This window comes from Vreelandella halophila (genome assembly GCF_019903425.1).
Taxonomy (GTDB): Bacteria; Pseudomonadota; Gammaproteobacteria; order Pseudomonadales; family Oleiphilaceae; genus Halospina; species Halospina halophila.
Genome location: NZ_JACHUZ010000011.1, coordinates 116,332 through 135,810, shown reverse-complemented (window position 1 = coordinate 135,810; position 19,479 = coordinate 116,332). Strand labels below are relative to the sequence as shown.

The 19,479-nt window shown below is 63.9% G+C and carries 18 protein-coding genes; 8 read left to right on the top strand and 10 right to left on the bottom strand.

The features are described from left to right. Nucleotides 1-75: 75 nt before the first annotated feature. The gene (locus H4I92_RS00815) at nt 76-756 is read left to right on the top strand and encodes a type 1 glutamine amidotransferase domain-containing protein (protein ID WP_077528757.1); all 681 of its coding nucleotides are present in this window, start codon (nt 76-78) and stop codon (nt 754-756) included. Between the two features lie 25 nt (nt 757-781). Here the strand turns inward: H4I92_RS00815 and bamE are convergent, their stop codons facing one another. Continuing rightward, complete coding sequence (bamE, locus tag H4I92_RS00810) at nt 782-1,093, bottom strand: outer membrane protein assembly factor BamE domain-containing protein (RefSeq protein WP_077528756.1); 312 nt, start codon at nt 1,091-1,093, stop codon at nt 782-784. A 360-nt stretch (nt 1,094-1,453) separates the two neighbouring features. Here bamE and H4I92_RS00805 point away from each other — a divergent pair, with 360 nt between their 5' ends. The 3 genes from H4I92_RS00805 (at nt 1,454) to H4I92_RS00795 (ending at nt 4,328) form a co-directional block, all read left to right on the top strand. Continuing rightward, nucleotides 1,454-1,888, top strand: coding sequence for a hypothetical protein (locus tag H4I92_RS00805; RefSeq protein WP_077528755.1), 435 nt, complete (start codon nt 1,454-1,456; stop codon nt 1,886-1,888). 134 nt (nt 1,889-2,022) lie between these two features. Beyond that, nucleotides 2,023-3,651: a GGDEF domain-containing protein gene (locus H4I92_RS00800; RefSeq protein ID WP_077528754.1), complete on the top strand. Its 1,629-nt coding sequence runs from the start codon at nt 2,023-2,025 to the stop codon at nt 3,649-3,651. Between the two features lie 32 nt (nt 3,652-3,683). Continuing rightward, nucleotides 3,684-4,328, top strand: coding sequence for a class II aldolase/adducin family protein (locus H4I92_RS00795; RefSeq protein ID WP_077528753.1), 645 nt, complete (start codon nt 3,684-3,686; stop codon nt 4,326-4,328). On the opposite strand, the gene H4I92_RS00790 is transcribed toward H4I92_RS00795, so the two are convergent. The 4 genes from H4I92_RS00790 to H4I92_RS00775 form a co-directional block, all read right to left on the bottom strand. Then, complete coding sequence (locus H4I92_RS00790) at nt 4,325-5,356, bottom strand: proline racemase family protein (RefSeq protein WP_077528752.1); 1,032 nt, start codon at nt 5,354-5,356, stop codon at nt 4,325-4,327. The genes H4I92_RS00795 and H4I92_RS00790 overlap by 4 nt on opposite strands. Then, complete coding sequence (locus tag H4I92_RS00785; protein WP_077528751.1) at nt 5,353-6,516, bottom strand: zinc-binding dehydrogenase; 1,164 nt, start codon at nt 6,514-6,516, stop codon at nt 5,353-5,355. Before H4I92_RS00785 ends, H4I92_RS00790 begins: the two co-directional genes overlap by 4 nt. A 1-nt stretch (nt 6,517) precedes the next feature. After that, the gene (locus tag H4I92_RS00780) at nt 6,518-8,755 is read right to left on the bottom strand and encodes an NADP-dependent isocitrate dehydrogenase (RefSeq protein ID WP_077528750.1); all 2,238 of its coding nucleotides are present in this window, start codon (nt 8,753-8,755) and stop codon (nt 6,518-6,520) included. A 74-nt stretch (nt 8,756-8,829) separates the two neighbouring features. Further along, nucleotides 8,830-9,834 (bottom strand): histone deacetylase family protein, encoded by a 1,005-nt coding sequence (locus H4I92_RS00775; protein WP_077528749.1) that lies wholly within the window; start codon nt 9,832-9,834, stop codon nt 8,830-8,832. A gap of 267 nt (nt 9,835-10,101) precedes the next feature. Between H4I92_RS00775 and H4I92_RS00770 the strand changes: the two genes are divergently transcribed. After that, nucleotides 10,102-11,088, top strand: coding sequence for a zinc-dependent alcohol dehydrogenase family protein (locus tag H4I92_RS00770; RefSeq protein WP_077528748.1), 987 nt, complete (start codon nt 10,102-10,104; stop codon nt 11,086-11,088). Nucleotides 11,089-11,094: 6 nt separating this feature from the next. Here H4I92_RS00770 and dsbG read toward each other — a convergent pair whose 3' ends face one another. Genes dsbG through dsbD form a run of 3 tightly spaced genes read right to left on the bottom strand, consistent with a single transcriptional unit; the run spans nt 11,095 to nt 14,323 of the window. Further along, nucleotides 11,095-11,670, bottom strand: coding sequence for a thiol:disulfide interchange protein DsbG (dsbG, locus tag H4I92_RS00765; protein ID WP_077528747.1), 576 nt, complete (start codon nt 11,668-11,670; stop codon nt 11,095-11,097). Further along, a complete protein-coding gene (locus H4I92_RS00760; protein WP_077528746.1) occupies nt 11,667-12,497 on the bottom strand; it encodes a TlpA disulfide reductase family protein in 831 nt (276 codons plus the stop codon). The genes dsbG and H4I92_RS00760 overlap by 4 nt, the downstream gene beginning before the upstream one ends. A gap of 11 nt (nt 12,498-12,508) precedes the next feature. Beyond that, a complete protein-coding gene (gene dsbD / locus H4I92_RS00755) occupies nt 12,509-14,323 on the bottom strand; it encodes a protein-disulfide reductase DsbD (RefSeq protein ID WP_077528745.1) in 1,815 nt (604 codons plus the stop codon). Between the two features lie 65 nt (nt 14,324-14,388). On the opposite strand from dsbD, the gene H4I92_RS00750 reads away from it, so the two are divergent. Genes H4I92_RS00750 through H4I92_RS00740 form a run of 3 tightly spaced genes read left to right on the top strand, consistent with a single transcriptional unit; the run spans nt 14,389 to nt 17,145 of the window. Continuing rightward, complete coding sequence (locus tag H4I92_RS00750; protein WP_077528744.1) at nt 14,389-15,075, top strand: response regulator; 687 nt, start codon at nt 14,389-14,391, stop codon at nt 15,073-15,075. Then, a complete protein-coding gene (locus tag H4I92_RS00745) occupies nt 15,072-16,328 on the top strand; it encodes a histidine kinase dimerization/phospho-acceptor domain-containing protein (protein WP_077528743.1) in 1,257 nt (418 codons plus the stop codon). The genes H4I92_RS00750 and H4I92_RS00745 overlap by 4 nt, the downstream gene beginning before the upstream one ends. A gap of 58 nt (nt 16,329-16,386) precedes the next feature. Further along, on the top strand, nt 16,387-17,145 hold the full coding sequence (locus H4I92_RS00740; protein ID WP_077528742.1) for a class I SAM-dependent methyltransferase: 759 nt from the start codon (nt 16,387-16,389) through the stop codon (nt 17,143-17,145). Nucleotides 17,146-17,151: 6 nt separating this feature from the next. Here H4I92_RS00740 and tilS read toward each other — a convergent pair whose 3' ends face one another. After that, on the bottom strand, nt 17,152-18,510 hold the full coding sequence (tilS, locus tag H4I92_RS00735) for a tRNA lysidine(34) synthetase TilS (protein ID WP_077528741.1): 1,359 nt from the start codon (nt 18,508-18,510) through the stop codon (nt 17,152-17,154). Then, the gene (gene accA / locus H4I92_RS00730; protein WP_077528740.1) at nt 18,494-19,450 is read right to left on the bottom strand and encodes an acetyl-CoA carboxylase carboxyl transferase subunit alpha; all 957 of its coding nucleotides are present in this window, start codon (nt 19,448-19,450) and stop codon (nt 18,494-18,496) included. The genes tilS and accA overlap by 17 nt, the downstream gene beginning before the upstream one ends. Nucleotides 19,451-19,479: the final 29 nt, after the last annotated feature.

Here is a 19,479-nt window from a genome sequence, read left to right as displayed (position 1 = left end):
CCAGCCCGATCCCACTGACGGGATCGGCAAATCACCACAGCGTGATCACCCACACGAACAGACAGGGGGAACCCCATGAAGATCCTGATGGTCCTGACATCGCACAGCGAGATGGGCAACACCGGTCACAGGACCGGATTCTGGCTGGAAGAGTTCACGGCGCCTTACTACGCATTCCGTGATGCCGGAGCCGAGGTGACCCTGGCCAGCCCCGCCGGCGGTCAGCCCCCGGTGGACCCCAACAGCGAAGCGGAGGATGCCCAGACCGAAACCACACACCGCTTCCAGGCCGATGAACACGCGAAATCGGCCCTCGCGAACACGCAGAAGCTTTCTGACGTGTCCATTGACGGGTTCGATGCCGTCTTCTACCCCGGCGGCCATGGCCCGCTCTGGGACTTGGCGGAGGACGCCGACAGCATCCGCCTGATCGAGAACGCTGCCAGCCAGGACAAAGTTATTGGCGCCGTATGCCACGCGCCCGGTGTCTTCCGGCACGTGAAAGGGGCCAACGGCGAGCCGCTGGTCAAGGGCCGTGAAGTAACCGGTTTCACCAATACTGAAGAAGAAGCGGTGGGTCTTTCGAAGGTTGTGCCCTTCCTGGTGGAGGACATGCTGGAGGCCAACGGCGCCGATTACCGCTGCGGGGATGACTGGAGCTCGTTCGTGGTCCGGGACGGCAGGCTCGTGACCGGCCAGAATCCGACCTCATCCGCGGAAACCGCGAAAGCGGTTCTGAACACCCTGGAGCAGTAACGGGCCCGGCAGGGCCCGTGCAGGGTTACTGGGTGGTGTTGTAGACGTAGGAGTCGACTGTGCCGTCCTCGTTGAAACGCACCACCAGATCCGTGGTTTCCGCCTCGCGGAAGGCGGACCAGCGGTACTGGGCATAGGTCCAGGTCCGCTTGCCGTCCTCGAGGCCGGTGCGCCACGGGTCGCCGAACATGGCTTCAATGTCCGAACGGGTCGTCTCGCCGATCTTGATCTCTTCCACCTTGTGCGTCGCAAAGTCTTTCCCGACACTGGCGCAACCGGCAGCCGCGAGCATTACACCTGCCAGAAACACGCCGGCTAACTGCTTGCCTGTGCTCATTGAGTTACTCCCTTTCCGGAAATCGCCCCTATCCTACCAGAGCCCTCCAGCACTGAAAGTCACAGCTGATTGCCGTTTATTCATCCCTTCACCACTTGCTTTGGACCACCCTGCTGACCTACATTGGTCGCGTTCCGCAGCGAGGGGAACTCCGGTGAGAATCCGGGGCTGTCGCGCAACGGTATGGTGGTTCCGCCACTAAGCCCGATTACCTCCTCGGAACAGAGACTGGAGCCTTCGCGTCAAGGGTGAAAGGTCGGAAAGGGCACTGCATCACGGCCACAGTGTGCCCCTACCCTCCGTTTCGACTCCGCGTTGGCTTCTCCAATAATCCGCCAAAGACTCAAGGAGAAGCCCGTGTTGGAAGCTACCATCCCATCCAATCCCGAATCCGTTCACACCGCCAGCATGGCGACCAGCGATGATGCCGGTGGCCTGGATACCCTGATCCTGCAGAGCAGGCTCACCCGCAGCGCCCAGCGCCTGCTGGAGGCCATGGGCGTACGTATCGAGCCGGTAAGCTGGGACAGGATTGCCGGACCGGCAGTCTACCGCCTGGCCTGCGAACAGCGCCGCCCCGTGCTCTACTGGCTGCCGCCCGAGGCCTCCGAGATGCTGATGGAGGATCTGCGCCGCGAGGAGGATGACCCGCGCACCCCGGAATGGGCCCATGACCTGCTGCGCCGCCAGCGTGCGGGCACTCTGCTGGACATGGATGACGGCATAGAGTTCGGTGACGATGGCATTGATGCCGGACTTGTCCTGCATGACCTGCTGCGCCACCCGGGCGCCTGAACCGCCCGGCGGACTCAGCGCTACATTCCGTCACAGGGAAGGCAATGATACTCACACTCTGTAATCGGCGCTGACAGCGAGTCGGGAGTAGGCTGGAACCAGACTTGAAACCAAACCAACAGGGAGGTTTGGCAATGGTAATGTCGGGCGGCCAGCGGGCTCTGTCTTCCCACGTCCTGATGCGGGTGGGGCTGGGCTGTATTGTCCTGCTGCTGGTTCTGGCTCTCGGAGCCGCGATGGCACTGATTGAGTTCAAGACCGGTGTGCGCGCCTACGTGACCGGAGAAAGCCTCTGGTCCAAGGGGCGCCAAGCCGCCGTCTACCATCTGAACCGCTACACGGAAACCGCCGACCCCGAACACCTGCGCCAGGCCCGTGAGGGTCTGGTTACGCCACTGGCCTACCGCAAGGCACGTCAGGCGATGACGGCCAACCCCATGGAGGCCCAGCGCGCTACCGCGAATTTCCGGCAGGCGGGCAGCCATGCCGATGACATTCCTCGCCTGATCAGCGTGTACCGCTATATGGGGTACTCGAGCCTGTTCCATTCTCCAATGCAGATCTGGCGCGATGCGGACCCGCATATCCTGCGCCTTGAGGAAATTCTGGACCTGCTGTCGGAGGACGAGTTCGACAGGGTTGATTTCCCAAATCTCCGGGAAGAGATTGACCGCCTCAACCAGAAGCTGGTGGCCATGGAGTCCAACTTCTCTTCGGATCTGGGCCGCATCGACAGAACCCTGAACGGACTTCTTCTGCTGACCGTGATCACGGTTCTGGCACTGGGCGGCGTGCTGGTGACAATGCTGTTCGTCAGTGCCGCACGCCGCATGGCCCGCACCGAGGATGAGCTGCGCACCACGCTGGAGCAGGCGGCCGTGGGTATGGCCCGGCTCTCGCTCTCCGGCGTCATCCGGTCTGCCAACCAGCGCTTCGCGCAGACCCTGGGCTATCCCCGGGATGGACTTGAGGGCATGCAGCTGGACCAGCTTCTGCTGCTCAATGAAGGCGACACCGCCCTGGATATGCCCAGCCTGCGCCATAAGGTGGAGCGTAACGGCACATGGACCCTGACCCGGGACGAACCCTGGACCCGCGAGGACGGCACGCCGCTCTGGCTGGAGTTCACCTTCAGCGCGGTGCACGATCACCGGGGGCGTATCGCGGACTATATCGTGGTGGTGGACGACATCTCCCACCATCGCAGCCAGGTGGAAAAGCTCAGCTATGAGGCCAGCCACGACGAACTGACCGGCGCCATCAACCGCCGGGAATTCCTTAACCGTCTGGCCATCTGTCTCGAGAACAGCCATTACGAACGCAGCCGCCATGCCCTGTGCTTTGTGGACCTGGACTATTTCAAGGAGATCAATGACACCCACGGCCACCAGGCTGGGGATGACTGCCTCGTCCAGCTGTGCCGGATCATCCGTTCCCAGCTGCGCGAAGGCGATATCCTGGCACGCCTTGGCGGCGACGAGTTTGCCCTCATTTTCACCTACTGCCCCGTGGATGTGGCCAAACGCCTTGCCGAGGAACTGCGCCAACGGATCGCGGACCACCCGTTCAGCTCCGGCAGCGCAACCTTCCGACTGAGCGCCTCCATCGGTGTTACGGAGGTCCGCAGTCATCACCGCGACCCGGAATCGGTCATGGAGGCCGCCGACCAGGCCTGCTATGGCGCCAAGGAACACGGGCGCAATCACGTCTATGTGGTCAGCCTGAAGGAACCGGGTGTCGGAAGTACCCCCTCCGGCCCTTGAACGCCACCGGCCGATCAGGGAGAGTGTGCGTCATGACTCTGGACGCACAGCTTGTAGCCACAGCCCGGGCAATGAACGCCACGGGTCTCAACCAGGGCCGGTCAGGCAATGTCAGTGCCCGTTGTGGCGATGGCATGCTGATCACGGCCTCCGGCTGCCATTTTGACGACATCACCCCGGAACACCTGGTGGAAACCGATCTGGACGGGCAATGGCGCGGCCCCCTCAAGCCCTCCAGCGAGGCCTCCTTCCACGCGGCCATCTACCGCCAGCGCCCGGATGCCGGCGCCGTCATCCACGTGCACTCCCCCTGGGCCATGAGCCTGGCCTGCCTGCGCCACCGGATTCCGCCCTTCCATTACATGGTGGCGGTTGCCGGTGGCACGGACGTTCCGTGCGTTCCCTACGCCACCTTCGGCACGGAGGAGCTGGCGCAGCACGTTGCCGCGGGGCTCGCGGACCGGGATGCCTGCCTGATGGCCAACCACGGGCAGGTGGCGCTGGCGGACACGCCGGCCGCGGCACTGGAACTGGCGCAGGAGGTGGAGCACCTGGCCCGCTGCTACGGGCAGCTGCTGCCCATCGGCGAACCGGTGCTGCTGGATGACGATCAGATGGGGGAGGTTCTGGGCCGCTTCAGCAGCTATCGCCGCAACGCCCAGACCACCGGAACCTAGGACGACACAATGTGCTGCAATCCACTGCACTCGACCATGGGATCATCGCAGTTGACCACGATGTCCGAGTGGGCCAGCACGTAGCTCTTGCCCGTGATGGTGTTCTCCACCACCTGGTGCGGGCCTTCCTGATGGGTGCCGGTGAAATTGCCGATGAACCCGGTCTCGCGCAGGGAGATGGTCTCCAGGCGGTCGCCGGGCTGGATGCGGCCTTCGTAGTTCATCAGCGCCAGGCGCGCGGACGTGCCGGTCCCGGTGGTGCTGCGGCAGATCACCCCCGGATGCACATAGGTGGTGGAGCGGGAGCGGTAGAAGTTGTCCGCCACCTGCTCCACCGGGCCCATGAAGTGCAGGAACGGCAATGGCCCCACATCCCCCAGGGTGTAGTGGGAGAAGCCGCGTTCCGCCTGTATGGCCTCAACGATGCGGTGGGCGCAGTCGGAGAGCTCGTCTTCTTCATCAAGGGTCAGGTCAAAGCCCAGCTCAGTGGCGTCCACCAGTGCATAGAACCCGCCACTGTAGGCCACGCTGTAGGTGATGTCGCCCAGTGAGGGCACGTGGATGGTATGGCGATAGCTGTCGATGTAGCTGGGCAGGCCCTCGCAGGTAATCGCCTCGACCACTCCGTTCTCCACCAGGGCTTCCACCTGAACCAGGTCCGCTGGCGCTTCCAGTTGGAAGGTCTGGCGGCCCTCATGCTTGGGCACAATGCCCTGCTCCAGCACGGCGGTGGCGGTACAGATGGTGTTGGATCCGGAGTAGATGGGATAGCCCATCACCTCCATGATGATGTAGCCGGCGGCCGCATTCGGGTCCGTCGGCGGCACCAGCAGGTCCACGGACATCTCGGGGATGCCGTAGGGCTCGAACAGCAGCAGCTTGCGCAGGCCGTCCGCGTCCCGCTGGAGGTACTCCATCTGCTCGCGCACGGTGGCGCCGGGCAGATCAATGATGCCGCCGGTCACGATACGGCTCACGTCCCCGCCGGCATGGGTATCCATCAGCCGCAGGTTCAAGTCATTGCTCATGATTGGGCCTCAATGGCATAGGGTGCACCGTATTCATCCCACTCACTGTCGGGAACGATCACGATCTTGCCCAAGTAACCACTGCCACGATTGACGAAGTAGTGCTCCGCCTCGCGCAGCGCCGAAAGCCGGAACGCCCCGTGCAGCACCGGTTTCAGCTGTCCGGATCGGATCCAGGCCACCAGTTGTTCGGCTTCCTCGCGGGTCCCGTGAGACACCCCGAAGATCTGCACCTGGTAGAGGTAGATCCGCGTCCACAGCACCTCGCTGACGTTACCGGCGCTGGCGCCGGCAATGCTGAGCCGTGGGTAAGTGCTGCGGCGGGTCATGTCCGTGATCATGGTGTCGATAAAGCGATCGGTCATCTCGCCACCGGCAAGATCCATGACCGCGTCGATGGGCTCGCCACCGGTCTCAGCCATGACCCGGTCCGTAAAGCTGTCCATGTCCGAACGATCCAGTACCGCCTCGGCCCCCAGCTCCTTCAGCGCCTGTGCCTTATCCTGCTGGCTGAGCGCATAGGGGATGGCTCCCATGACACGGCAGAGCTGGATCAGCGCCGTACCCACGCCACCACTGGCACCGGTCACCAGGACCCGCTCGCCAGCGGTCACGCCGGCCACATTCAGCATGTGCACCGCCGTCTGGTAGGAACACATGCCCAGGGCCGCGAGCTCAGCATCCGCCAGCTCCGGGTTGTCCACCCGGTGAAACTGGTCCGAGGGCACCGCGATGTATTCGGCAAAGCCGCCTTCGGCCCCATGACCGTAGTAGTCCGGCGTCAGGTTGATGTCCCGGCGGTCATCCGGATAGAGGTTGAAATCAAGAAGGCCGCGTTCACCGACGCGGCCTTCGTCCACTCCATCACCCACAGCCACAACACGGCCGGCCACGTCGGCCCCCTGGATACGGGGAAAAGTGAGCGTGGGCTCGCCGCCCATGGCGAACGAGGCCACCTCATCTTTATCCTTCGTGGGGTACAGGCCCTCGCGGGCCTTGCGGTCGGTGTTGTTCTTGGCCGTGGCACTGACCCTGACCAGCACCTCGCCCGGCCCCGGGCGGGGTGTGGCCACATCCGTGCGGTACTGCAGCTGGTCCACGCCCCCGTGGCCCATCAGCTGCATCGCCGCCATGGTCTCGGGGATGGACACTTCGCTCATATCAGTCCACAAACTCGTCGATGATGGCGTTCAGGGTCTCGCTGGGCCGCATGGCCTGCTTGATCTTCTGGCCATCCGGGTAATAGTAGCCATCAATGTCCACGGACTGCCCCTGGATGTCGATCAGTTCCTGCAGGATCTGATCGGCGTTGTCTTCCAGCTTCTTCGACATCTTCTGGAAGTGCTCTTTCAGGTCCTTGTCCTCATCCTGGTTCGCCAGTTCCTCGGCCCAGTACCGCGCCAGCCAGACGTGGCTGCCCCGGTTGTCCAGCTCACCGGACTTGCGCGAGGGCGAGCGATCTTCCTCCAGGAAGCGGGCCGTTGCCTGGTCCAGGGTCTTCGACAGCACCGCGGCGCGCGGGTTGCCCTGCTTGTCGCCCATGTGCTCGAGCGACACCATCATGGCCATGAACTCACCCATGGAGTCCCAGCGCAGGTGGTCCTCCTCCAGGAACTGTTGCACGTGGCGCGGCGCAGAACCGCCGGCACCGGTCTCGAACAGGCCACCGCCCTTGAGCAGCGGAACCACGGAGAGCATCTTCGCGCTGGTGCCCAGCTCAATGATCGGGAACAGGTCCGTGAGGTAGTCACGCAGCACGTTGCCGGTCACCGAGATGGTGTCCTTGCCACGGACCATGCGTTCCATGGTCCAGCGGATGGCCTGGTCATAGCCCATGATGCGGATATCCAGGCCTTCGGTGTCATGCTCCTTGAGGTAGTGCTCCACCTTCTGGATGAGCTGGGCGTCGTGGGCCCGCTCGGGATCCAGCCAGAACACCGCCGGCATGCCACTGGCGCGGGAACGCTCGACCGCCAGGCGGACCCAGTCGCGGATCGGCTCGTCCTTGGTCTGGCACATGCGCCAGATATCACCTTTCTCCACCTCGTGCTCGAAGACGGTGTTGCCGTCGTCGTCCACAACGCGGACGATGCCGTCCTCCGGCAGCTCGAAGGTTTTGTCGTGGGAGCCGTATTCCTCGGCCTTCTGAGCCATCAGGCCCACGTTGGGCACGGTGCCGATGGTGCTGGGATCGAAGGCGTCGTGGTGCTTACAGAAGTTGATCACCTCCTGATAGATGGTGGCGTAGGTGCTCTCGGGGATGACCGCCTTGGTGTCCTTGAGCTTGCCATCCGTGCCCCACATCTTGCCGCCGTCGCGGATCATGGCGGGCATGGAGGCATCCACGATCACATCACTGGGCGTGTGCAGGTTGGAGATGCCCCGGTCGGCGTCGACCATCGCCATTTCCGGGCGGTTGATGAAGCAGTCCCGGATGTCCTCCTCGATCTCGGAACGCTCAGAGAAGGAGAGATCCTGGATCTTCTGGTACAGGTGGCTCATACCGTCGTTCGGGTTCACGCCGATCTGCTCGAACAGTTCCCTGTGCTTCTCGAACACGTCCTTGAAGTAGACGGTTACGGCGTGGCCGAACACGATCGGGTGCGAGACCTTCATCATGGTCGCCTTCACGTGCAGCGAGAACAAAAGGCCGGCACGGCGTGCCCCCTCGATCTCCTCTTCCAGGAACTGGCGCAGCTGAGCCACGCTCATGAACATGCCGTCGATGACCTCGCCTTCCAGCACCGGCACTTTGTCCTTCAGGACCGTAGTCTTGCCGGTTTCCTTGCCTTCGAGCTGGATGCGGACATTGCCCGCTTTATCCATGGTGGTCGACTGTTCACTGTGGTAGAAGTCGCCCTTGCGCATGTGCGCCACATGGGTGCGCGAGGCCTGGCTCCACTTGCCCATGCGGTGGGGATGCTTCTTGGCGTACTCCTTCACCGCCTTGGAGGCACGGCGGTCGGAGTTGCCCTGGCGCAGCACCGGGTTCACGTTACTGCCCAGTACCTTGGCGTAACGGTCCTTGAGGGCCTTCTCGTCATCGGTCTGCGGGTCCTCGGGGTACTCCGGCAGCGGGTAGCCCTTTTCCTGCAGCTCCTTCACCGCCGCCCGGAGCTGGGGAACGGAGGCGCTGATGTTGGGCGTTTTGATGATGTTGGCGTCCGGATCCTGGGTCAGTTCGCCGAGCTGTTCCAGGTAATCAGGTACCTGCTTGTCCTTCGGAAGGTAGTCGGGGAACTGGGCAAGAATGCGGGAGGCAAGAGAGATGTCGGAGGATTCGACCTTAATGCCTGCGGGCGAGACAAAGGCCCTGACAATGGGCAGAAAGGAGTAGGTGGCCAGCGCAGGTGCTTCGTCGGTCTCGGTATAGGTGATGGTTGGCTGTTTATCTGTCATGAGTGCCTCTGTCCTTCAGCGTTGTGGCGGGAGGGCATTGCGCGCCTCCCGTTTGTAGATGACACCGGGCGGCGTCACTTCAGCCCGGTGAAGAAAGCCGTTGCGTTGTCCGCCAGCGACTCCAGGTGGTAGCCGCCTTCCTGGACCACGAGCGTGGGCAGGCCCAGCTCACTGATCAGCCCGCCCATGCGCTCGAAGCCGCTCTGTGAGACGGCCACTTTCGCCTGCGGGTCGTCCTGATAGACGTCAAAGCCGAGCGAGACGACCAGCACGTCCGCATCAAACAGGCGGATGGCGCTGCGCGCTTCTTCCAGACGCTCAAAGAAGCTCGACTCCGGTGAACCGTGCGGCATGGGCATATTGATATTGTAACCGAAGCCCGCGCCCTCACCGCGCTCGGTCTCATGGCCGCTGACCACCGGGTAGAAATTGGTGGTATCGCCATGGATGGAGATATAGAGCACGTCGTCGCGATCATAGAAGATCTCCTGGATACCCTGACCGTGGTGCATGTCCGGATCCAGGATGGCCACGCGCTGGAAGCGGCTGCGCAGGGCCTGGGCGGCGATGGCCGCGTTGTTCAGGTAGCAGAAGCCACCAGCGGCGTCACGGCGGGCATGGTGACCCGGTGGGCGTGACATGGCATAGGCCCGCTGCTCGCCACCGAGCAGCTCATCCGCCCCGGAAAGCGCGCTCTGGGCCGACCAGTAGGCCGCCTCCCAGGTGCCTTCGCCAATGGGGCAGCTGCCATCCGCCTGGTAACGAGCGCATTCGGCCAGGATGCCGTGCATGTGGTTGGGCGCGCGCACGAAGATGTTGGACATCACCTCCTCGCCCCAGTCCTCCGGCCAGCGCCGGTGTGCGGACTCGAGAAACCGTAGGTACCCCAGGTCATGCACCGCGCCTATGGGAGCCATGCCGTGATCCACAGGCTCCGCTACCTGCATGCCCACGTTTTCCAGGCCCGTAAGCAGCTCCGGCGTGCGCTCCGGGATCTCCTGGGGCGGACGCATCTTGCCGCGCGTCAGGTACGTCAGCGGCCGGTGCCGGTTCTGCGCGGGATGGAAGAATGCTTTCACGGCGGACTCCTTTGGCAGTGTTCGGTGCTCGGATCGGAACTTACTCAGCCCTCATCATAATAGACGTCCGGCGAATCTGCCTTTGCGGATCACCGAAAGACCCGGTTTCGCTCCGGTTTCCGGTGCCCCATTATACGCGCTCCGGCCTCATAATGCGTCCGACCTTGGTCGAAGATGCCACTCGTCGCCCCGGCCGGAAATCCATCCGTTCCCTACGAGAGTACAACGGAATACGCTGAACAGACACACACCAGCAGGGAGCTTCCCATGCTCAAGGCGCAATACAACAGTCGCGGCCCCGTCCCCCAGGACGTGATCGAAGCCGTTTCCGAAGACACCCCGAAGCCCGGCAGTGGCCAGGTACTGCTCGAGGTACTGGCTGCCCCTATCAACCCCTCCGATGTCCTGACCCTGACCGGCGAGTACGGCATCCTGCCCCCGCTGCCGGCCGTGGGCGGCAATGAAGGGGTTGGTCGCGTTGCCGAAACCGGTGATGGCGTCTCCGGTCTCGACCAGGGCCAGACGGTGCTTCTGCCAGTGGGCTCGGGCACCTGGTCCAGCCACGTGCTGGCAGAGGCGAAGGACCTGGTGCCGCTGCCCAATGACGCAGACCCGAAGCAGCTCAGCATGATGACCATCAACCCGCCCACCGCCCTGCTCATGCTGCAGGAGTTCGTGGATCTGAAGGAAGGCGACTGGGTCATCCAGAACGCCGCCAACTCGGGCGTGGGCGGTTACCTGATCCGGCTGGCGGCCCAGCGTGGGCTGCACACCGTCAATGTTGTGCGGCGAGAATCCGCAGTTGCCGGTGTTGAGGCCCAGGGCGGCGATGTCACCCTGGTGGACGGCCCGGACCTCCACAAACGCGTGAAGGAAGCCACGGGCGGCGCCGAGATCCGTCTGGGCATCGACGCTGTGGGCGGTGATGCCACCGATCACCTCGCCAACTGCCTGGCGGCCGGTTCCCCGGTGGTCAACTACGGCATGATGAGCGGCCAGCCCTGCCAGATGTCCCCGGCGAACGTGGTCTTCCGCGACATCTCGCTGCGCGGTTTCTGGCTGTCACGCTGGTTCAGCCAGGCTACCAGGGACCAGCAGATGGCGATCTACAGCGAAATAACCCGCCAGATCGCCAGCGGCGCCCTGAAGGCACCGATCGCGGGCGAATACGATGTCAGCGACATCAAACAGGCCGTGGCGGCCGCCGCCTCGGGTGAGCGCGACGGCAAGATCCTGGTTGTGCCAAAGCACTGACGCGTGTCACTCCGGCTTCGGGCTGCCCATGATATCGGGCATCTCCCGGGGCCGGGGTGCACCCTGCTTCGCCGCAAGCTCGTCATTCCCATCCCAGTAGATGGTGGTGGGCGTGGCCCTGGCCCCCAGATCGCGCATCAGGAAGTTATTCTCTCTGACCTGACCTTCGGTTTCCTTCACGATCGCCTCCTCGGGCTCGATCCCCCCGCTTTCATAGGCCTTACGGTTTACCGCCAGTTTCGCTTCAGGGTTCTCGCTACCGAGAATCGTGGCCGCCTTGGGCGTGCTGCTTTTCTTGATGATCCCGACCATGATGTGGCGCAGCTGGACCCGGCCCGCTTCGATCCAGGGCGCGGCCTGTTCCCGGAACTGGTCGCAGTAGGGGCAGTTGGGATCGGTAAAGGTGTAGATGATCCTTTCCGCATCATCGGCTCCATCCTTCACCCAATTGCTGTCCTCCAGGGTCTGCCAGATGGCTTCGCCATCCATGGTCTGCTGCTGGGCGTGGGCCGGCAGAGCCAGGGCCAGGATCAGCAGGAGGCCGGCGGCAAGCTGGAGGGCTCCTGTATGGTTGGGGGTCATCGGTTGTTATCTCCTTTGTTGGTTTCGAATTCGGAAAGGTTATCCGTGAGGGTCGCGCTGGAGAGCTCACCGTGATGGACGGTTGCCAGCTGCCCTGATGCGTCGTAGAAAAGCGTCGTGGGCAGCCCCTGGCTGCCGGTATTGGAAGCGACCTCGCGTTTGCGGTCCAGAACCACGTTGCGCAGGGTCAGGTCATGCTCATCCAGGAAGCTGTTGATGGTCGGCGTGCCTTCGCCCTGATTGACGAACACAAAGGCGATATCCCCGTGGGTTTCCTGGGCCTCTTCCAGCACCGGCATCTCACGCACACAGGGAGGACACCAGGAGGCCCAGAGGTTGACCACCATGGGGCGGCCGTCCGCCAGCGCCTCCAGTGGCTGATCACTGCCTTCGCGTGATTCCACTGCCACATCCGGAATACCCTGCCCTTGGACCTGCATCAGCTTGATCAGGCCAAACGGAAGCACCCAGACCAGCACACCGACGGTCACCGCAATCCCAAGCGCCTGGCGCAGCGCCGGATGACGCCAGAGCTGCCAGGCGGTTGCCGCTACACAGCCAATCAGGCCGGAAATCAGATGGAAGCCGCCGTCGCGGATATCGATCATGCCCAGCAGGTCATCCCGGTAGTGATCGAAGTAGAGCACTACAAACCCAATCCGCGCACAGACCAGCGACCAGAACAGAATATCCGTCAGCGGCCCACCCACGCTCACCTGCTCACGGCGCCCTGCCACGGCCCCGGCAAACAGCGCCACGGCAAAGGCCACGATCATCAGGACCTGGGCAACCGGAAGACTCAGCGGCCCCACGGCGATTGATGACATTCATACCTCCTTCAGAGTGACGACGCGCCAGTAGCGGAAAGCCTTTCCAGAAAGGCCTCGCTGCTGATCTCACCGGTGACACGATAGCCACGGCGCTCCTGCCCATCCGGGCCGATCAGCATGATGGTGGGCGGGCCCACCACCTTCAGCTCATCCATCAGTGCCTGGTCGGTGCTGTCATTGGCGGTGACATCCGCCTGCAGCAGCTGCACGTCCGCCAGCGCCTTCTGGACCTCAGGATCACCGAAGACCTCTTCCTCAATCACCTCGCAGCTGATGCACCAGTCCGCGTAGAACTCCAGCAGCGTCCATCGGCTTTGCTCCCCGGCACTGGCCAGCGCCTGATCCAGATCCCGGGGTGACTTGATGACCTCGAAACCGGCCATCCCTTCCTCCGCAACCCCGGCGGTGCCTGCAGGCTCTCCCCCGCCCACAAAGGGCTTCAGGGGAGAGTACGGAGCACCGCCGCCGCCAGCTGCACCCACCAGCATCAGACCGCCCCAGAGCCCCACCACCAGGGCCAGTGCCGCTGCCAGCGCCCGCGCCGGCTCGGCCAGGGCGGCATGACGCACTGCATTCAGCACCAAGGCCGAGGCAATGGCCGCCAGAACGCCCCAGAGGGCCATGATGACGTGAGCGGGAAGGATACGCTCCAGGAACCACACGGCGGTACCCAGAAGAATGACACCGAACACCGCCTTGACGCCGTTCATCCAGGTGCCGGGGTTCGGGAGGAAACTGGCTCCCAGGGTTCCGAAGGCCACCAGCGGCGCGCCCATGCCCAGTCCCAGGGCGAACAGGCCCAAACCGCCGTTGAACGCGTCTCCGGACTCGGCGATGTACAGGAGGGCCCCGGCCAGCGGCGCGGTCATGCAGGGGCTGGCCAGCAGGGCCGAGAAGAAGCCCATCAGGGCGGCGCCGCCCAGATGGCCCCCGGTCTGGCGGCTGTTCATCGCCTCAAGGCGCTCCCGGATAAAGGCCGGCAGCTGCAGCTCGTAAACACCGAACATCGACAGCGCCAGCAGCACAAAGATCACCGCGAGGCCACCGATGAACAGCGGCACCTGGAACGCGGCCTGCAGATTGGCGCCGATCAGCCCCGCCACTGCGCCAAGGACGGCATAGGTGGCGGCCATGGTGACCACAAAGGCCAGCGACAGTTGGAAGGCACGCCCGCGCCCGGCCTGGCTGCCCACGATGACCGCGGACAGGATGGGCACCATGGGCAGTACACAGGGCGTGAAGACCAGGAGCAGGCCTAGCCCGAAGAACAGGGCCAGGTTCCAGGCCAGGCTGCTGTCCGCGAGGCTACCGGCCAGGTATTCATCCTCCGCCTGGGGTGACGGGTCTACGCTCTGCGCGGCATCTGGATCCCCGCCATCACTGCCATTCGCACTGGCCGGTTCACCGTCCAGCGTCACAGTTGCATTCTGGGGCGGATAGCACAGCCCCTCGTCAGCGCAACCCTGCCAGCTGAGCTCCAGGGTCTGGACCTCCCCCGGGTCGATCATCACCTCGGCCTGACCGTAATAGACTTCGGACTCCCCGAAATATTCGTCCGTGATGATCTCGCCTTCCGGGTAGCTCACATCCGCGGGATCCGCGTCCTGGCCGGTTACCGTCATGCGCTTGCGGTAAAGGTAGTAATCGTCCGCGATCTCCCATTCCAGACGATACTGGTCACCGTCCGGAACCAGCTCGTACTGGAACGCCTCCTCCGGCGACAGGAAATCCGACTGATCAATGGTGGCCTGAACCGGTATCATGCCGGCAAGCATGAGGAACAGGGCTGCCATGAGGGTCACTGCAGACCGGGTGTGTCTCATTCCATCTCCCTGCTGTTCGTACAACTCGCGGGATTGTGCAGGGCACCGATTAAGTGGGCATTAAGATGCATGTGTTGCTGATTGAAGACGACGATCTGGTGGCCTCCGGCCTAATCAGCGGCCTGGAGATGGAGCCCTTCGTGGTCGACCGGGTGACCAGCGCCAGGGGCGCGGAGCACGCCATGGCGACGGTGAATACCGACATCGTGATCCTGGACCTGGGCCTTCCAGACAGGGACGGCCTGGAACTGCTGCGCCAGTGGCGGGCACGCGGACTGAGCGTACCGGTACTGGTTCTGACGGCGAGGGATGCCATGGATGACCGTGTAACCGGGCTGGAATCCGGAGCGGACGACTACGTGCTCAAACCGTTTGACCTGGACGAGCTCAGCGCCCGCCTCCGGGCCCTTCTGCGCCGCGCCTCGGGGCAGGCCTCGCCCGTATTCGAACATGGCAGCCTGCGCTTTCTGCCGGAACGCGGCGAAGTAACACTGAACGGGGTGCCCATCAGCCTCTCGCGCCGGGAACTCCTGCTTCTGGAGAAGTTCCTGCGCTCCGGCGACAGCCTGCTGACGGAGGACCAGCTGAAGGACGCCCTCTACGGTATGGAAACGGAAATCGGCAGTAATGCCCTCAATGTCCACATCCACCACCTGCGCCAGAAACTGGGCCGGGATCTGATCCAGACGGTCCGTGGCATGGGGTACCGGCTGGGCCCGCCGCCCGGCGATGACGGCGGGGAAGCCCCATGACCCTGAAGCGGCGACTGGTTCTGGGCGTGGGGCTGGCCCTGGGGATTCTGTGGGCCTCCGCCGCCGCCCTGCTGTTCGTGGATCTGCGCAGCCAGGTCTCCGATACCCTGGATGAACGCCTGGCTGCCTCCGCCCGGATGGTCGCGGGCCTGGTCGCCCGCCAGCCCGGCCTCCTGGAAGGCTCCCGGAGTGATACGGAGCTGGTGCAGCCGGAATCCGAGGGCGTGGCCTGCCAGATCCAGGCAGCCAGTGGCGAGGTGCTGGTGCGCACCGAAGGCGCCGACAGCCAGGCCCTGAGCGCCCGCGAGCCAGGCTACCGGAACACGGCGATCAACGGGGAGCGCTGGCGGCTCTATACCCTTGAGCACAACGGGCTGCACATCACCACGGCGGACCGCATGGCGGAACGCGGCGAACTGCGTGAGGGCATCCTGCTGGTACTGGTGGCGCCCTTCGCGCTGGCCCTTGCCGGCGGCACTGGCGTGGTCTGGTTCGGCATCAGCCGTGGCCTGGCCCCACTTGAGCGACTCAGCCGTGAGGTCTCCCGGCGCAGCCCCTCCATGCTCACGCCCGTGGATATCGGCTCGGCCCCGGCGGAACTCCAGCCCGTGGTCTCAACCCTGAACGATCTCCTGACACGGGTGGACGAGGCGATACGGCGCGAGCAACGCTTCGCCAGCCAGGCGGCCCATGAGCTGCGCACGCCACTGACCGCCATCAAGACAAACCTGCAGGTGGCAACACGCCAGGCACCCGGCGCCACCCGGGCCTTGGACCAGGCGGAGGCCGGCATCCAGCGCATGCAGCGCATCATTGAACAGCTGCTGATGCTCGCCCGGGTGGAACGCTCGGGCATACACAGCGATGAGAGGGCAGCTGTGGAAACCGTGATCCACCAGGCCATTGCGGACCTGCCGGAGCGCGACCGCATCCGGGTCGAGTCGGAGCCATCACTGCCGGATCTGCCGCTGCCCGCGCCACTGGCCGCAACAGCACTGCGCAACCTGCTGGAGAACGCACTGCGCCACGGCACCGGCGGTGAAACCGTCGAGCTGCGGTTCCAGCGCAGCGGTGCCGACCTTGTGATGACGGTAACCAATCCAGCCGGGGAGGACGCCACGGGAGACCCCGAGCGCAGCGAAGGTCTCGGGCTGACCATTGTGCGAGCGGTCACGGAACGGTTCGATGCCCGGTTCGAATTCCGGCGGCTACAGGAAGGCATGGTGCAGGCCGTCATCACCTGGCCGACTTGACCCGGTACCCCACCCCCAACGATCATAAGTGCCCCTTTCGCAATATGGAAATGAGCGCATGAGTGATTCAGGCGTACAAACCGACGAGAAAAAACAGCACTTTGACGATATCTACGTGGCGGAAACGCCCGTCCCCTTCAAGGAACGCATCCTCGACGACCTGCAATACGTCTCGGACAACTTCAACCGCCTGACCTTCGATCGCCTGATCAAGCCCTGGGCCGAGAAGAAGGCCGCCAGCGGTGCCCTCAATGTTGTTGACCTCGCCGGCTGCTTCGGCAACACCACCATGGCGACCATCAACGGCATGGACTATGACGGCATCCGCGAGAACTGGAAGAACGCGGAAACCTGTAAGAAGGTGGCCCAGCCGAGGCGCTTCAACGCCAACGTCACCGGCATCGACATCTCCGCCAACGCCCTGGCCTACGGCCAGTCCGCCGGCATCTACGACAACACCATCCAGGCGGACCTGAACACGCCGGATGCCGCGACCCAGGCGGAACTCGAACGCACCATGAAGAACGCCAACATCCTGATCTCCACGGCAGCGCTGGTCTACCTGCAGCCGGATGCGGTAGAGCGGCTGATGGATGAGTTCGCCGCCGGGGATGACGAAGGCTATATGCTGGTGAACTTCCTCAACCCCTTCGCGCTGGAAGCGGCGGACGCCACCAAGCGCATCCTGCTGGAACGCTTTGAGTTCGTTGGCAGCATGGCGTCGCGTCACCGCCTGATGTCCGAGCTGGAACGCTCCAACTACCCGGGCGAGGAATGGGTCATGCTGGAAATCTGGGTGCTCAAGCGCCGCAAGTAATCCGGATTACGGCGCCGCCTTCAGCAACTGCCAGGGGCGGCACCAGACCGGCATCCAGCCGGTCTGGCCTTCCCCAGCGCGCCACTCCGGCGCGAGCCACAGATCCGCAATCGCAACCAATTCCCCGTCACTGAAAACCAGGGGGAGATGGGCCCTTTCCCAGGGCGGAATCCGTTGTTCCTGCAGCCACTTGCTCAACGGGCGATGGGGCTGGCCGGGACCGGGGCGGAAGCGCTCACCACCCCTGCGGGCCTGGATACGCAACCGCTCTCCCGCCTCAATGGCCAGACCGCTTCCCTCACGCCGCGCGGAGGTAAGCAGGGTTCCAAACCACTCCAGACTGCCGTTCACCGACCACTCGGCGTCTGCATCCATGCGGACTACCGGAAGATCCGGAACCAGCCAGAGTTGGTCCCGGAAGCGACAGACCCGCCAATCCTCCCCTCGCAGTTCCGGTTGACCGTCATCTGGTGCGTACAGCAGTGCTTCCAGCCCGGACGCCAGGCGCCGTTCACCCGGGGGCTGGCAGCCATGGCCAATCAGCAGGTGGCGCAGAAGCTGTTGGCGCCGGGGCCCGCTCAGCTGCGCCAGTGCCTGTACGCTGATGCCCTGCCCGCTGGCAGTGCTCCGGGCATCCATATCGGCCAGCTCCGAAAGCAGCTGCTCCGCTTCCCGGCAGTGCTCAGCGCTGCGGCCCATGCGCCGGCCGCTTCGGGGCCAGCGCGCTTCCAGGCGCGGCATGATCTCGTGGCGCAGGTAGTTGCGGTCAAATCGGGTGTCCCGGTTGGAGCCGTCTTCGCACCAGTCCAGCATCCAGTCACGGGCCAGGGCCTCGATGCGCCGCCGTTCCAGACCCAACAGGGGCCGCACCAGACGGCCGTTGCCCAGTTCCCTTTCCGCCGGCATCCCGGCCAGACCGCGCACACCACTGCCGCGCAGCAGTCGCAGCAGCACGGTTTCGGCCTGGTCGTCCCCATGGTGGGCCATGAACAGCAGATCCCCGGGTTCCAGCAGGGATTCAAAGCATTCGTACCGTGCCTCTCTGGCCCGGGCTTCCAGATCCGGCTGGTCCGGATCCAGTGCCAGGCGCTCGCTCACCAGCGGCACAGCCAGCCCCTCACAGACCTGCTCACAGTGCTGCTGCCACTGATCCGCCTCGGCGTTCAGCCCATGGTGAAGGTGAATCGCATGGAGGGTGACGCCGTGACGCGGCGCTAGTGTTGCCAGACAGTGCAGAAGAAAGAGGGAGTCACAGCCGCCGCTGAGGGCAATCCACCAGCGGCGGCTTTCGGGAAGATCCTTGAAGGCTGCCGTCAGATCCGGCGGCCAGTTCTCCAGTGCCAGCTGGTCACTGCTTGCTGGCATTGTAGTAGGTCAGACGCTCGTAACGCTGTTCCAGAAGATCCGGAATGGAGAGCTGCTCCAGTGCTTCCAGCTCCTCAACCAGGGCCTGCCGCAGGCTCGCCCCCACGGTGGACTGGTCGCGATGGGCTCCACCCAGCGGCTCCGGGATGATGCGGTCGGAGACACCCAGGGACTTGAGCCGGTCCGCCGTCACCCCCATGGCAGCGGCTGCGTCGGCCGCGTGGTCGGCGCTCTTCCACAGTATTGAGGCACAGCCCTCGGGCGAGATAACCGCGTAGGTGGAATACTGGAGCATGCAGAGCCGATCACCGACGCCGATGGCCAGCGCACCCCCGGAGCCGCCCTCACCGATGACGGTGCAGATGATGGGCGTCTGCAACCGGGACATCAGCGCGAGGTTGCTGGCGATCGCTTCGCTCTGGCCACGTTCCTCGGCACCGATACCCGGATAGGCACCGGGTGTGTCGATCAGTGTTATCAGTGGCAGCTGGAACCGCTCAGCCATACGCATGAGCCGTGCCGCCTTGCGGTAGCCCTCGGGCTTGGGCATGCCGAAATTGCGGTAGACCTTGTCCTTGATCTCACGCCCCTTCTGGTGACCGATGACCATCACGGGCCGGCCATCAAGCCGTGCCAGGCCACCCACAATGGCCGGGTCATCCGCAAAGCTGCGATCACCGTGGAGTTCATCGAAATCCGTGAACACTTCATCGATGTAGTCGAGAGTGTAGGGACGTTGGGGATGGCGCGCCAGCCGCGCGATGTCCCATGCCTTGAGGTCGCCGAATATGCTCTCGGTCAGGCTGATGCTCTTGTTGCGGAGCCTGTTGATCTCCTCCGAGATGTTGACGTCGGCATCATTGCCGACCAGACGGAGTTCCTCGATCTTGTCCTCGAGTTCGGCGATGGGCTGTTCGAAATCCAGGTATTGGGGGTTCATGGCGCTCCATCTGTTGTTTCTTGCAACCG

What these genes read in the sequence shown, in the direction of transcription:
- dsbG (WP_077528747.1), bottom strand. Translation starts at nt 11,670, where the DNA reads ATGACCCCCAACCATACAGGAGCCCTCCAGCTTGCCGCCGGCCTCCTG.
- H4I92_RS00785 (WP_077528751.1), bottom strand. Translation starts at nt 6,516, where the DNA reads ATGAGCGAAGTGTCCATCCCCGAGACCATGGCGGCGATGCAGCTGATG.
- bamE (WP_077528756.1), bottom strand. Translation starts at nt 1,093, where the DNA reads ATGAGCACAGGCAAGCAGTTAGCCGGCGTGTTTCTGGCAGGTGTAATG.
- dsbD (WP_077528745.1), bottom strand. Translation starts at nt 14,323, where the DNA reads ATGAGACACACCCGGTCTGCAGTGACCCTCATGGCAGCCCTGTTCCTC.
- H4I92_RS00795 (WP_077528753.1), top strand. Translation starts at nt 3,684, where the DNA reads ATGACTCTGGACGCACAGCTTGTAGCCACAGCCCGGGCAATGAACGCC.
- accA (WP_077528740.1), bottom strand. Translation starts at nt 19,450, where the DNA reads ATGAACCCCCAATACCTGGATTTCGAACAGCCCATCGCCGAACTCGAG.
- H4I92_RS00750 (WP_077528744.1), top strand. Translation starts at nt 14,389, where the DNA reads ATGCATGTGTTGCTGATTGAAGACGACGATCTGGTGGCCTCCGGCCTA.
- H4I92_RS00815 (WP_077528757.1), top strand. Translation starts at nt 76, where the DNA reads ATGAAGATCCTGATGGTCCTGACATCGCACAGCGAGATGGGCAACACC.
- H4I92_RS00800 (WP_077528754.1), top strand. Translation starts at nt 2,023, where the DNA reads ATGGTAATGTCGGGCGGCCAGCGGGCTCTGTCTTCCCACGTCCTGATG.
- H4I92_RS00770 (WP_077528748.1), top strand. Translation starts at nt 10,102, where the DNA reads ATGCTCAAGGCGCAATACAACAGTCGCGGCCCCGTCCCCCAGGACGTG.
- H4I92_RS00760 (WP_077528746.1), bottom strand. Translation starts at nt 12,497, where the DNA reads ATGTCATCAATCGCCGTGGGGCCGCTGAGTCTTCCGGTTGCCCAGGTC.
- H4I92_RS00790 (WP_077528752.1), bottom strand. Translation starts at nt 5,356, where the DNA reads ATGAGCAATGACTTGAACCTGCGGCTGATGGATACCCATGCCGGCGGG.
- tilS (WP_077528741.1), bottom strand. Translation starts at nt 18,510, where the DNA reads ATGCCAGCAAGCAGTGACCAGCTGGCACTGGAGAACTGGCCGCCGGAT.
- H4I92_RS00780 (WP_077528750.1), bottom strand. Translation starts at nt 8,755, where the DNA reads ATGACAGATAAACAGCCAACCATCACCTATACCGAGACCGACGAAGCA.
- H4I92_RS00745 (WP_077528743.1), top strand. Translation starts at nt 15,072, where the DNA reads ATGACCCTGAAGCGGCGACTGGTTCTGGGCGTGGGGCTGGCCCTGGGG.
- H4I92_RS00740 (WP_077528742.1), top strand. Translation starts at nt 16,387, where the DNA reads ATGAGTGATTCAGGCGTACAAACCGACGAGAAAAAACAGCACTTTGAC.